General features: G+C 61.6%; 11 protein-coding genes. 6 read left to right on the forward strand and 5 right to left on the reverse strand.

Going from position 1 to position 12,506, the window contains the following annotated elements; all coding sequences use genetic code 11:
• Window positions 1-98: 98 nt before the first annotated feature.
• The 5 genes from nusB to ribD are packed head-to-tail and all read right to left on the reverse strand — an operon-like array spanning window position 99 to window position 3,931.
• Window positions 99-578, reverse strand: a complete 480-nt coding sequence (nusB, locus tag ACYVH8_RS09100; RefSeq protein WP_460488529.1) for a transcription antitermination factor NusB — start codon at window positions 576-578, stop codon at window positions 99-101.
• On the reverse strand, window positions 575-1,051 hold the full coding sequence (ribH, locus tag ACYVH8_RS09105; protein WP_460488530.1) for a 6,7-dimethyl-8-ribityllumazine synthase: 477 nt from the start codon (window positions 1,049-1,051) through the stop codon (window positions 575-577). Before ribH ends, nusB begins: the two co-directional genes overlap by 4 nt.
• A 16-nt stretch (window positions 1,052-1,067) precedes the next feature.
• Window positions 1,068-2,183, reverse strand: coding sequence for a bifunctional 3,4-dihydroxy-2-butanone-4-phosphate synthase/GTP cyclohydrolase II (ribBA, locus tag ACYVH8_RS09110; RefSeq protein WP_460488531.1), 1,116 nt, complete (start codon window positions 2,181-2,183; stop codon window positions 1,068-1,070).
• Window positions 2,180-2,821, reverse strand: a complete 642-nt coding sequence (locus ACYVH8_RS09115; protein ID WP_460488532.1) for a riboflavin synthase — start codon at window positions 2,819-2,821, stop codon at window positions 2,180-2,182. Before ACYVH8_RS09115 ends, ribBA begins: the two co-directional genes overlap by 4 nt.
• 24 nt (window positions 2,822-2,845) lie before the next feature.
• On the reverse strand, window positions 2,846-3,931 hold the full coding sequence (gene ribD, locus ACYVH8_RS09120; protein WP_460488533.1) for a bifunctional diaminohydroxyphosphoribosylaminopyrimidine deaminase/5-amino-6-(5-phosphoribosylamino)uracil reductase RibD: 1,086 nt from the start codon (window positions 3,929-3,931) through the stop codon (window positions 2,846-2,848).
• Between the two features lie 272 nt (window positions 3,932-4,203).
• Here ribD and ACYVH8_RS09125 point away from each other — a divergent pair, with 272 nt between their 5' ends.
• From ACYVH8_RS09125 to ACYVH8_RS09150, 6 genes are all read left to right on the forward strand, one after another.
• The gene (locus ACYVH8_RS09125; protein WP_460488534.1) at window positions 4,204-4,680 is read left to right on the forward strand and encodes a type IV pilin protein; all 477 of its coding nucleotides are present in this window, start codon (window positions 4,204-4,206) and stop codon (window positions 4,678-4,680) included.
• The gene (locus ACYVH8_RS09130; RefSeq protein ID WP_460488535.1) at window positions 4,644-5,207 is read left to right on the forward strand and encodes a GspH/FimT family pseudopilin; all 564 of its coding nucleotides are present in this window, start codon (window positions 4,644-4,646) and stop codon (window positions 5,205-5,207) included. The genes ACYVH8_RS09125 and ACYVH8_RS09130 overlap by 37 nt, the downstream gene beginning before the upstream one ends.
• A gap of 1 nt (window position 5,208) precedes the next feature.
• Window positions 5,209-5,646 carry a type IV pilus modification PilV family protein gene (locus ACYVH8_RS09135; protein WP_460488536.1) on the forward strand — a complete coding sequence of 146 codons (438 nt, stop codon included), beginning with the start codon at window positions 5,209-5,211 and terminating at the stop codon, window positions 5,644-5,646.
• Window positions 5,647-5,657: 11 nt separating this feature from the next.
• Entirely contained in the window at window positions 5,658-6,851 is a 1,194-nt protein-coding gene (locus ACYVH8_RS09140; protein ID WP_460488537.1) for a prepilin-type N-terminal cleavage/methylation domain-containing protein, read from the forward strand.
• Window positions 6,845-7,471, forward strand: a complete 627-nt coding sequence (locus ACYVH8_RS09145) for a pilus assembly PilX family protein (RefSeq protein ID WP_460488538.1) — start codon at window positions 6,845-6,847, stop codon at window positions 7,469-7,471. The genes ACYVH8_RS09140 and ACYVH8_RS09145 overlap by 7 nt, the downstream gene beginning before the upstream one ends.
• 83 nt (window positions 7,472-7,554) lie before the next feature.
• The gene (locus tag ACYVH8_RS09150) at window positions 7,555-12,489 is read left to right on the forward strand and encodes a pilus assembly protein (protein ID WP_460488539.1); all 4,935 of its coding nucleotides are present in this window, start codon (window positions 7,555-7,557) and stop codon (window positions 12,487-12,489) included.
• The last annotated feature ends 17 nt before the right edge of the window (window positions 12,490-12,506 follow it).

The following is a 12,506-nucleotide window of genomic DNA, read 5'->3' on the forward strand; positions in this document are numbered from 1 at the left end:
CTCACCCTAACCCTCTCCCAGAGGGCGAGGGAATGAAGAGGCTCCCTCGCCCCGCCGGGGAGAGGGCTGGGGTGAGGGGCAAGGTGCGGGCGAATGATTCACCTGGCCTTGCCGCTGGAGCGGTCGGCCGCCACTTCAGCGGCGCGCAGTGCAGGCGCCAGGCCGTTGAGCACGCCGTTGACGTACTTGTGGCCATCGGTGCCGCCGAAGGACTTGGCCAGCTCGATGCATTCGTTGAGGATCACGCGCCAGGGCACGTCCAGGCAGTGCTGCATTTCGTAGGCGCCGATCCACATCACGGCATGCTCGATGGGCGAGAGCTCGGTCAGCTTGCGGTCCAGCAGGGGGGTGATGAGGCGGTCCAGCTCGTCGGCCTGCTCCACGCAGCCGTGCAGCAGGGCGTCGTAATGGGCGGCGTCGGCCTTGGAGAAACCCGAGAGGTCGCGGGTGAAGGTGTCGATGGCGCTGGTCTCGTTGCGGCCGACCAGGTGCTGGTAGAGGGCCTGCAGCGCGAACTCGCGTGAGCGGCTGCGGCCGGACTTGGCGGCCGATTTGCGCGGGGCGGCGGCGGTGCTCATTGCACGTCGTCCATCAGGTTGGCCATTTCCACGGCCACGCGGGCGGCGTCGCGGCCCTTGTCGGTCTGGCGTGCAATGGCTTGCTCCATGTTTTCCACGGTCAGGATGGCGTTGGCGATGGGGAGCTGGTAGTCCAGCGCGACACGGGTCACGCCGGCGCCGGACTCGTTGGCCACGAGTTCGAAGTGATAGGTCTCGCCGCGGATGATGCAGCCCAGGGCGATCAGCGCGTCGTAGCTGTTCTTCTCGGCCAGGGCCTGCAGGGTCAGCGGCACTTCCAGCGCGCCGGGCACCATGACGTGGTCGATGTTTTTGGTCTGGACCCCCAGCGCGGCCAGCTCGGTGCGGCAGGCCTGCGCCAGGGCATTGGTCACCGATTCGTTGAAGCGGGCCTGCACGATCGCAATGGCCAGCTTGCGGCCGTCCAGCTTTGCGTCGGTGGGTTGGAGATTGCCTTTGTCAGCGCCAAACATGGTGGTTTCCTTGGGTTTATTTCTGGGTGTAGCCAGTGACTTCGAGTCCGTAGCCGACCATGCTGGGCAGCCGGCGCGGGTTGCCCATGAGGTTCATCTTGTGCACGCCGCAGTCGCGCAGGATCTGCGCGCCGACGCCGTAGGTGCGCAGGTCCATGCGGCCGCGCTCGGGCGCATGGCTGGCGCGTGCCGTGCCTTCGAACTGGGCCAGCAACTGCCCGGCGCTTTCGCCGCAGTTGAGCAGCACCACCACGCCGCGGCCTTCCGATGCGATGCGCGAGAGGCAGGCGTCCAGGCTCCAGGAGTGCATGGCGCGGCCGACTTCGAGCGCGTCCAGCACCGAGAGCGGCTCGTGCACGCGGGCCAGCACCGTGTCCTGCGCGCCCCACTGGCCGCGCACCAGGGCCAGGTGCAGGCCCTGGCTGGGTTTGTCGCGGTAGGCGTGGGCGCTGAAGTCGCCGTGGGAGGTCTTGATGGGACGGCTGCCGATCTTTTCGATCAGCGATTCATGGCGGCTGCGGTGTTCGATCAGGTCGGCGATGGTGCCGATCTTGAGGCCGTGCTCGGCGGCAAAGGCCTGCAGGTCGGGCAGGCGGGCCATGGTGCCGTCGTCCTTCATGATCTCGCAGATCACGGCGGCCGGGGAGCAGCCGGCCATGGCCGACAGGTCGCAACCGGCTTCGGTGTGGCCGGCGCGCATGAGGACGCCGCCGTCCACGGCCTGCAACGGGAAGATGTGGCCGGGTTGCACGAGGTCTTCGGGTTTGGCGGTCGGGGCGACAGCGGCCTGCACGGTGCGCGCGCGGTCGGCGGCCGAGATGCCGGTGGTGACACCCGTGGCCGCTTCGATGGACACCGTGAAGGCCGTGCTGTAGACCGTGCCGTTGCGCGCGGCCATGGGTGGCAGGCGCAGGTATTCGCAGCGCTGTCGCGTGAGGGTGAGGCAGATCAGGCCGCGGCCGAAGCGGGCCATGAAGTTGATGGCGTCGGCCGTGACGTGGTCAGCGGCCAGCACGAGGTCACCTTCGTTTTCGCGGTCTTCCTCGTCCACGAGGATGACCATGCGGCCGGCGCGCATCTCGGCCACGATGTCTTCAACGGGCGAGATCGCCACGGGTGCTTTGTTGCTCATGCGGATGCTTTCTGCGGGGTGGCGCCGGCGGCGAGCATGCGCTCGACGTAGCGGGCCACGGTATCGATTTCGAGGTTCACGCCCGAGCCCGCTTTGAGCGCGCCCAGGCCGGTGTTCTGCACCGTGTGGGGAATGAGGTTGATGCTGATCTCGCAACCCGCGTTGTTGTCGGCCACGCGGTTGACCGTCAGGCTCACGCCGTTGACGGTGATGGAGCCCTTGTAGGCCAGATAGCGGGCCAGCTCGATCGGGACCTGGATGCGCAACTCCCAGCTTTCACCGACCTGGGCGAAGTGGCTGACTGTGCCCACGCCGTCCACATGGCCCGAAACGATGTGGCCTCCCAGGCGGTCGCCCGCGCGCAGGGCTTTTTCGAGGTTGACCCGGGCGTCCAGGGCGAGACCGGTGGTTTTGGCCAGGGATTCGGCCGAGATGTCGATGGTGAACTGCTGCTGGGGGAGGTCGAAGCTGGTGACCGTCATGCAGGCGCCGTTGAGGGCGATGCTGTCACCCAGACCGACGTCGTCCAGGTAGCCGGACGGACAGGCAATCGCGAGGCGCTTGCCGTGCTGCAAAGAGCTTCCGAGGTCGTGGCTGGCGACGATACGCCCCACGCCGGTGATGATGCCGGTGAACATCCCGCTATTTTCGCAGGGAAACGGTCAGAAATTGTCGCGCCCGGGAATTCTTGCGAGAACCCGCAGATCGGGCCCGACCAGGGCGGTTTCGCGGTATTCCAGGGGCACGGCCTGAGAGAGCTCGGTCAAAGGGCCGATATTCGCCATGCCGCGGCCGGCACCCAGCAGCTTGGGCGCCAGATAGACCAGGAATTCGTCCACCAGGCCCTCGCGGACCAGGGAGCCGTTGAGTTTGTGGCCGGCTTCCACATGCAGTTCGTTGATCTCGCGCAGGGCCAGATCCCGCAGCATGGCGGCCAGATCGACCTTGCCGCCCGGGCCGGGGCAATGGATCACCGTGGCGCCCAGGGCTTGCAGGGCTGCTTTTCTGGCTGCGTTCGGCGTGGCTGCATAGATATAGTGCTGGCGCCCGGGAAGGAAGAGCTTTGCGTCCAGCGGTGTGTCCAGTCGGCTGTCTACCACCACCAGATGGGGTTGGCGCGGGGTTTCGACCAGACGCACATCCAGACGCGGGTCGTCCTCCAGCACGGTGCCGATGCCGGTCAGCACGGCGCAGGCCCGGGCCCGCCAGGCATGGCCGTCGGCGCGGGCGGGTTCCGAGGTGATCCACTGGCTGGCGCCGTTTTCCAGCGCGGTCTGGCCGTCCAGCGAGGCGGCGATTTTCATGCGCACCCAGGGGGTCTTGCGGACCATGCGGCTGAAGAAGCCGATGTTGAGTTCGCGTGCTTCGGCTTCGCCCGGGCCGATCTCGACCGCGATGCCGGCGGCGCGCAGGCGGGCAAAACCCTGGCCGGCCACCTTGGGGTTGGGGTCCTGCAGCGAGGCGACCACCTTGGCGATGCCGGCCGCCACCAGAGCGTCGCAGCAGGGCCCGGTGCGGCCCTGGTGGGCGCAGGGCTCCAGGGTGACGTAGGCGGTGGCGCCGCGGACGGAATGGCCCAGCGCGGCGGCGTCGCTCAGTGCCATGATTTCCGCATGCGGGCCGCCAGCGCGCTGGGTGTGGCCCTGACCCAGAACCCGACCGTCTGGCGCGACGATGACGCAGCCCACGCGGGGGTTGGGGGAGGTCAGGCGCAGGCCTTGCGCGGCGAGGTCAATTGCCGTAGCCATGGCTTGAGGGTACGGTGTCATGGCATCAGTTGATCAATAGGCTGCCCGGGCTGGGAGAACCATGGTTTTCGTTGTTCGGTGGGAAAACGGCATGCCGACCAACTCCAACCCCAGGCCGTTCAGCGACTCAGAACCGCCATTCGTCACTCCGCTGGGTGGCTTGGGGTGTCGGCCGCCTATTATGGTCCGTAAGTCTCTTTGCACGACCGTCCATTAGCTGTCGGCAACGGGTGGCATGGAACAGTTTGGCTCAATTCTGCTGGAGATTCTCGATGCTCTCTCTCTCTATCCTTGTCGGGCGAGTAAGTCACCGCACTCTGGCGCGTCGCCACAAGGGCTTTACCTTGATCGAGGTGCTCATTGTGGTGGCCATCATCGGGATTTTGGCTGCTGTCGCATTGCCTTCTTACAACGATTACGTAACGCGTGGAAAAATTCCGGACGCCACGTCCAATCTGGCGGTGATGCGGGTCCGGCTGGAGCAGTTCTATCAGGACAATAAAACCTACGTCAACGCGCCCGATTGCAATAACAATACGACGGCTAGCAAGTACTTCGCTTTCGCCTGCACGACGCCTGGTTCGGCAAACGGCTACGTTCTGCAGGCGACAGGCGTGGGAACAATGGCCGGTTTCGCCTACAACATTGACCAGAGCAATAACAGGACAACGGTGAGCGTTCCTGCCGGTTGGGCCTTGCCAAGCCCCAATACATGCTGGACGGTCAGAAAGGGGGGCGTGTGCAGTTAAGGCCTCGTCAAGCCGGTTTTACTCTGATCGAGCTGATGGTCGCCATAGCCCTGCTGGCCATGCTACTGGCCGCAGGAGCGCCCAGCTTCAGTGCTTTTATCCAGAACAGAAAAATCCGCACGGCGGCGAGTGCTGTTCAGGATGGCCTGAACGTTGCCAAATCAGAGGCGGTCAGGCGCAACACGAACATCAGTTTTGCCCTGGATGCGGCGGGGGGCTGGGTTGTGGGCTGCACGACGGTCACGGGGGTGGATTGCCCGGCGTCGATTCAGACCCGCTCTTCGGGTGAGGGTTCTGTCGGCGTTGCGACGACCGCTGCCAATCTGACCTTCAACGGTTATGGCCGGGCATCGTCACTGGCCGCGGGCGCCAACGCCACGATCAATGTGAGCAATCCGCTGGGGACTTGCGAGGATGCGGGTGGCAGCATGCGGTGTTTGCGCGTGGTCGTGACCCCGGGTGGGCAGATTCGCATGTGCGACCCCAAGACAACGATCTCCAATCCAACCGCTCCGCAGGCTTGCTGATATGAAGTTGCCATCGTTTTCACTCAAGCGCACGCCGGTATCGCAATCGGGCGTGATGCTGATCGAGGTCATGATTGCGATACTGATTTTTGCCCTCGGTGTCTTAGGCATCGTGAGCCTCCAGGCGGCCTCTGTGTCGCAGATCTCGGATGCCAAGTACAGGTCGGATGCAAGTTTTCTGGCGAACCAGCTCTTTGCGACGATGTGGGTGGGTGACAGAACAGCTGCAACCCTGCAGAACAATTTCAATACGACCAAGCCGGCTTACGTGACCTGGAAAAACAAGGTAACGGGAGCCCTGCCGGGTGTGGCGAGCAAGCCGCCCCTGGTGAAGGTGGACAACGCAGGCATTGCCACGGTGGAGATCTTTTGGTTGCCCCCGGGTGCGCCGACTGGCGCCGTGCACAACCGATACGTTGCGGTTGCTCAAATCAAATAGGGGATGATCAATTGACACGCTCTCGGTCGGTCACATCGCGTCACGCGGCGGGTTTTAGCCTGGTGGAGATCCTGGTGGCCATGGTCATCGGTTTGATCGCGACCCTTGTTGTCATGCAGGTGTTTTTCGGGTCCGAGGCGCGTGGTCGTACGGCCAGCGGCAATGCGGATGCGCAGAGCAACGGCGTCATGACTTTTTACCAGCTCCAGAGTCATATTCAGAAGGCGGGTTATGGCCTGGACTCCATCGGCTTGTATAACTGCCTGGTGTCATGGACGCCGGCAGCAGGCACGGCTATCGATAAGTCCATCACCCTGGCGCCGGTCACCATCAACCCCGTAGGCACCAAAGCGGGAGTGAAATCACTGCTTCTGCCGGCGGGCGACGCCAATACCGACACCTTGCTGGTGGTGTATGGCAATGGCAACGGTCAGCCGCAGGGCAATCCCATCATCGATTCTGCGGCACTGGTCTACACCATGCAGATGCCGGGCTCGTTTGCCATTGGCGACCGCGTCATCCTGGCTTTGGGCACCGCTCCTGACACCTGTGGCGCCACGGTCTTGAATATAGATCGGGTGGCCGCGGTGGATGCCACGTCAGTCACGCTGGTAACGGGCGGTGCTGGCGTTGCCATGTTCAACCTGGGCAAGGGGCCGAATGGCGTCAATGTCACGCCTTCCAGTACCAATCCCAGCAATGGGCCAACGATCCTTGCCTACGCGGTGCGCAATGGCAATCTGACAGCCTGCGATTTCACAGTCCATGACTGCAGCCTGGCCGCGAACGCAAACTTGACAACTGTCTGGGTGCCCATCGCCAACAACATCGTGAGCATGCGCGCAACCTACTGGAACGATACGAGCGTGGCCTGGGACGGGAGCTCAAGTACAAGCAATCAGACGCAGCCCACCACGGCCTGCCTCTGGGCCAAGGTCAAGGCCGTCAGCCTGGTCATGGTGGCCAGAAACGCGGAGCGGGACAAGAATTTGGTCACCACCACAACCTTGGATGGTGTGAGCGCGGCCGATGCCAATATGCCCGTGTGGGACCAGGATGCTGTGGCGCCGCTGGTTGCGAGCACCGGAGCCTTGGGGCCGAATACCACGGCAGATGAAGAATGGAAATACTATCGGTACAAGACATTCCAGGCCCTGATTCCACTGCGCAACGTGAACTGGATGGGGAGGCCCACGGGATGCTGAATCGCTCAATTCATCGTCATGGCGTGGCCGCGGGCCATCGCACGCAGTCGGGTGTGGTGCTGGTCATCATGCTGATCGTTTTGGTGGCCATGACCATGGCGGCTATTTCCATGGTGCGATCGGTCGATACGACCAATTTGATCGCAGGCAATCTCTCCTTCCAGCAGGCAGCAACCCATTCAGGAGACACCGGTATTGAATTGGCTTCAACCTGGCTGACCGCCAATGCGGTGGGTACAACGCTGGAAATCGACGATTCGACCAATGGTTACGCGGCTGGCGGACTTAATGTCGCACCTAATCTGACGGCCAATCCACCGCAGACATGGAACGATTATTGGGTCAACACCTTGGCTGTCCGTGCGGTGAAGGCGACCCAGGTGGATGCAGCTGGCAACACGGTGTCCTACGTCATCGACCGCATGTGCGCCAATGCCGGATCCGTGACGTCGGGCGCCTCTTGTGTAGGTTCGCCGACCGTGAAGGCGGCCTCCGGTAACAGCGAAGAAGCGGGTGATAAGCAACTGAATGCCTCGTCAGGTGTGTACTACCGCATCACGGTCCGGGTCGATGGTCCCAGAAATACCGTCAGCTATGTGCAGGCTGTCGTGTCCATGTAGTGACAGGCACGAGTAGAAATTCATCGATGACCAGGCTCAAGGTTTCCGGTGCCCGATGGGGTGCCAGCAAAGGAGAAGTTCTCATGGCAATTTACCGAACAACCAAAATCGCCAGCCAGGCGGCGATACTGGCTTTGCTGGGGCTGGTGGCGGCAGTTTCGAGTGCGACCGACATCTCGACCGTGCCCCTGAGCACCTATGCGGCCACATCTTCTACGGATGTCAAGCCGAATGTGCTTTTCATCCTGGATGACTCGGGCAGTATGGATTGGGACTTCATGCCAGACAACACCAATTCGAGCATCCAGTACCGTTTCCGGAATTCAAGCTTCAACGGCATGGCCTATAACCCGGCCATCGTTTACAAGCCGCCAATCAACGTCAACAGTGCCGGCGTGACTGACACGACAACCTACAAGAATATGACGGGTGTCGATACCAGCACCGGGGGCAATGTCTCGGCGACAACGGCGTCTCCCAACTGGAATTCGGTCAAGAACGATGCGTATGGTGTGCAGAGTACGAGCACGACCAACCTGACGCCCAGTTCCTCGACGGCGCCTTATTTCTACACTTCGATAGCTGGGGAATACTGCAAGACCGCGAGTCTGCGCGAGTGCCAGGCGGCGACCGCGCCAACCGCCACCTATCCCTATCCGGCCTACGTGCGTTGGTGCGATTCGACGGCGCTGACGAATTGCAAGGCTGCATATGACAGCGGTACCTTTGCCAATGTCCGCATGCCCGTGCCCAGAAAGGCTACGGTGACGGTTACAAGTGCAGCCAGTGGTGTCATCAGTGGGGTCACGGTCGATTCGAAGCAGATCATGGCCGCGGCAACGGCCTCATCCTCAACGGCCAGTACGTTGGCGAACCTCATTGTTGCCCAGATCAATGCCTGCACTTACGCGATCTCTGGCAATTGTCAAATCGTCGGGTACACCGCCACCGACAACGGCAGTGGTGTCGTCACCATCTCGGCGCCTGTGCAGACATCCAGCTCGCCGGTGGTGACGTTCACTGGTGCTGTGGCCTATTCAACGGCTGCATTCAGTCAAGGTGCGGTTCCGGGCGAAAATCTGCGCACCACGATCACGTCGAGTGTCACCAGCTATCCTTATCCCGGTAGCACCACCAAGGCCTCCTCGCGTAGCGATTGCGTTGGCACCACCTGCACCTACAAGGAGGAGATGACCAATTACGCCAATTGGTTCACGTATTACCGCACGCGCATGCAGATGATGAAGACGGCTTCCAGCAATGCGCTAGCGGCCATCGACAGCGCTGCAGATATTGCTGCGGGTAAATCCAGGTTCCGTCTGGGTTTCATGACCATCAACAACAACAACACGACCGATTTTGTCAATCTGGGCGAGTTCACGGGTGCTCAAAAGTACGCCTGGTACCAGAAGCTGATCAACGCCAGTCCCAGCTTCAGCACGCCGCTGCGGGAGGCCCTGGCGAACGCCGGTCGCCTGTACGGCGGGCAATTGAACGGGACTGTTTTTAACGGCGTCACGGTGACGGACCCGCTGCAATACTCCTGCCAGCAAAACTTCACCATTCTTTCAACCGACGGTTTCTGGAATGGTAGTTCAGGTTTCAAACTGGACGGCATCACGGCAGTGGGCAACCAGGACGGGGGACTACCCGCACCCTACGGGGATGGCGCGACGGCCCAGCTGCAGTCCCGCACCAGCACCTTGCAGACTGCTGCAGGTGCGCGCTACAGCCAGTCGACCAGCGACCTGCAGTCGCGCTCGATGTCGAATCAGGCTGCGCCTTTACATCGTCAACGTACGTCGACCGACAGTGGAGCGACGTGGACGGCATGGACTGATGTGGCGTCCTGTACTGTTGGTTTGTCGAACCCGACAAGGACAGATTGCCAGTTCCCGACCAGTACTTCGTCGGATAGCGGCGCGACTTGGACCAACTGGACTTATCTCGCTACGAATGTGGCCTGCGTTGTCGATAATTCAGGCGCTAGCCGAAGGGCGTGCTCAGGAACCGTGGCAGTGATGAGTAGCTGGGCCAACGTGAGTACGTGCACGGCCACGGGTGGTGTTGAATGCCAGTACACGGCCTGGTCCACGGCTGTTCCGGTGGGTTCCTGTACCGCGGTGGCCAGGAGCACGGCCTCGCCCTACACGGTCGGTACCGCCGTCCAGTGCACCGACAATGGCACGACACTGACCTGGACGAATGCCACCACGACCTGCACGCAATCGAACACCACGAGTTGTCGTTACACCGCATGGACCAGCTGGGCCAACACCTCGGCGTGTGCCGCGGTGGCGCAGGATGCCGGGCCCACCTTCACCGTGCTGACGGCGCGGGAGTGCCAGGCCATCACCAGCGGTGGCACGTCGGACACCCTGGCGGACGTGGCGGCGTATTACTACGCCACCGATTTGCGTAGCCCGACCGCAATCGGGGCTGATGCGACGGGCACATGCACCGGTCCCATCATTTCGCCAAACACCACCGCCAATGATTTGTGCACAAACAATGTCGCGGGTACGACTACGGATCCTGCCACGACCCAGCACATGACCACCTTCACCCTGGGCCTGGGAGCACAGGGCAAGATGATCTTAGCCCCCACGGACGGATCCAATTATTGGAACGACACCATTGGTGACTTCTATGACGTCAAGAACAAGACTTCGGCGTCGCCCAGCACCGGTATCTGCTCCTGGCTCAGCAGCGGAGCCTGTTATTGGCCGACTCCCGCCGCCAATAGCAATGCCAATATTGACGACCTGTGGCATGCCGCCGTCAACGGACGCGGCACCTATTTCAGCGCCAGGGATCCCTCTTCTCTCACGAGCAGCCTGACCAGTTTGCTGGCGAAGATAGCGAACACGCCCCGCCCGGGTACGGCAGCCGCTGCGGCCAGCAGCAACCCGAACGTCAGCACCAGTGATAACTATGTGTTCAGTTCTTCGTACCGGTCGGTTTCCTGGTTCGGCGAATTGGTTCGTCAGCAGATCACCACTGCGGGCACGTTGACAGCGCAGAACTGGTCGGCTATGCGCTTGGTGGATTGTGCGACCACTCCTTGGCTTGCCAACAACGCCTATGTCATAGGCAATGTGTACCGCCAGGGTAGTAGCTGTTATCTGGTCCAGGGTGACTACACCTCCGGGGCGAGTTTTGATGGCTCGATCACGGGGGTCGATGGACAAGGCACGCGTATCCTGAAGGAGGATGAAGCCTCTTCGACCTCTGGCCCGGTGGTGGCGAAAACCTCGCGCACCATTTACACCAACAGTTTGAGTGCCTTGATACCTTTCGACTGGGCGAATCTGGTCAGCGCGAGCCTGGATGGCTACTTCATCCAAAGCTATCTGAGCAGTCGTCTGTCCCAGTTCTGCGCATTAGGTGCCGATTGCCTGAGCAGTGCAAATCAGACCAATGCCAGTGGTTCGACCCTCGTGAACTATCTGCGTGGGGAGCGTACCAATGAGAAAACCTACTACAGAACGCGGGAGCATGTGCTGGGCGACATTGTGGCCTCCGAGGCGCGCTACGTTAAGGCCCCCTTGTTCAACTACGTGGACGCCGGCTACAGCGATTTCAAGACTCTGATGAAGACGCGGAGCGGGGCGGTTTATGTCGGCTCCAACGATGGCATGCTGCACGCCTTTGATGCCGCCAACGGGCAGGAGCTATGGGCTTATATTCCGCGCCCTGTGCTGCCAAACTTGCACGCTCTGGCGGACAGGAAGTATGCCGACAACCACCAGTTTTTCGTGGACAACACGCCCGAGGTCGGGGAAATCTCGGTGCCCTGCACGCCGGTGTTCCCGGCAACCACCTGTAACCCATGGAAGACGATTCTGGTGGGGGGGCTGAATCGGGGTGGCAGCAGCTATTACGCGCTGGACATTACCGATCCTGCCAACCCGAAATTCTTGTGGGAGTTCACGCAGAGCACCATGGGCTACAGCTACGGCAACCCCAGAATCACCAAGCTCAAGGACGGGACCTGGGTGGTGATGCTGACTTCGGGCTATAACAATGCCGACGGCAAGGGATACATGTACGTGGTGAATGCGCAAACCGGTGCCTTGATCAGAACTTTCACCGCCGATCCGGGAGCGGGCAAGATGGGGAGCCTCGCTCGTATCAGTGCCCACGCCAAGACCGCTGATACGAACAATACGGTGACCGCGGTTTACGGGGGCGATGTTCTAGGCAACCTCTGGCGCTTTGACGTGAATGGCGACATGGGCGCCCCCGGGTACGACTCGCAACTGCTGATCAACTTCGTGGATGCCAGTGGGTTTCCCCAGCCGATTACCGCCAAGCCTACGGTTGCCACAGTCGATGGTCAGACCGTGGTGTATGTCGGCACCGGGAAGTTTTTGGGTGTTACTGATATCAGTGACACGCAATTCCAGTCTTTTTATGCGGTGATAGACAGTGGTGGCAGTACGACGCTGACGACGCCGCGCACAACAGGCAGTGGCTTTGTCAAACAGGTGTTGACGAATGGTACTTGCCCCATGGGTGCGCCTGCGTCGGTATGCACGCAAGGACAGACGGTTCGCACGTCAACGTCGAATCCCGTGGACTGGACGTTGAACAAGGGCTGGTATATGGACTTTTTGGGTGCTGGCGAGCGTGCGAGTACAGACCCAAGTCTGGGATTGGGTACCTTGCTGTTCACCACCAATCTGCCTTCGCTGACCTCGGGTAGCGTGTGCGGTGACCCGAGCACATCGGGTGCAAAAAGCTTCCTTTACGCCTTGAACTACAAAACCGGGGGCGCTGTTTCCAATTCTTCTGGCGTCGCTGGCGTGTCCTTGGGTGATGGCGCCGTTACCCGTCCAGTCATGATCCTGATGGCGGACGGCACAGTGCGCGCTTTGACGCGGGTGTCCAACGGCCTGTCAAGTGGCAACGGCAGCACTGACCAGGGACAGACCGTGATTACCACGCCGCCGATCGACAAGGGCGCGGGCAGCGGCCTGCGGCGTGTGTCCTGGCGCGAACTGACGATGCAGTAGTGAGCTGAATTGGCGGT

The organism is Curvibacter fontanus, assembly GCF_054780335.1.

Excerpts from the sequence above, each read along its gene's own strand:
- nusB (WP_460488529.1), bottom strand. The coding sequence starts at position 578 with ATGAGCACCGCCGCCGCCCCGCGCAAATCGGCCGCCAAGTCCGGCCGC.
- ribH (WP_460488530.1), bottom strand. The coding sequence starts at position 1,051 with ATGTTTGGCGCTGACAAAGGCAATCTCCAACCCACCGACGCAAAGCTG.
- ribBA (WP_460488531.1), bottom strand. The coding sequence starts at position 2,183 with ATGAGCAACAAAGCACCCGTGGCGATCTCGCCCGTTGAAGACATCGTG.
- ACYVH8_RS09115 (WP_460488532.1), bottom strand. The coding sequence starts at position 2,821 with ATGTTCACCGGCATCATCACCGGCGTGGGGCGTATCGTCGCCAGCCAC.
- ribD (WP_460488533.1), bottom strand. The coding sequence starts at position 3,931 with ATGGCTACGGCAATTGACCTCGCCGCGCAAGGCCTGCGCCTGACCTCC.
- ACYVH8_RS09125 (WP_460488534.1), top strand. The coding sequence starts at position 4,204 with ATGCTCTCTCTCTCTATCCTTGTCGGGCGAGTAAGTCACCGCACTCTG.
- ACYVH8_RS09130 (WP_460488535.1), top strand. The coding sequence starts at position 4,644 with ATGCTGGACGGTCAGAAAGGGGGGCGTGTGCAGTTAAGGCCTCGTCAA.
- ACYVH8_RS09135 (WP_460488536.1), top strand. The coding sequence starts at position 5,209 with ATGAAGTTGCCATCGTTTTCACTCAAGCGCACGCCGGTATCGCAATCG.
- ACYVH8_RS09145 (WP_460488538.1), top strand. The coding sequence starts at position 6,845 with ATGCTGAATCGCTCAATTCATCGTCATGGCGTGGCCGCGGGCCATCGC.
- ACYVH8_RS09150 (WP_460488539.1), top strand. The coding sequence starts at position 7,555 with ATGGCAATTTACCGAACAACCAAAATCGCCAGCCAGGCGGCGATACTG.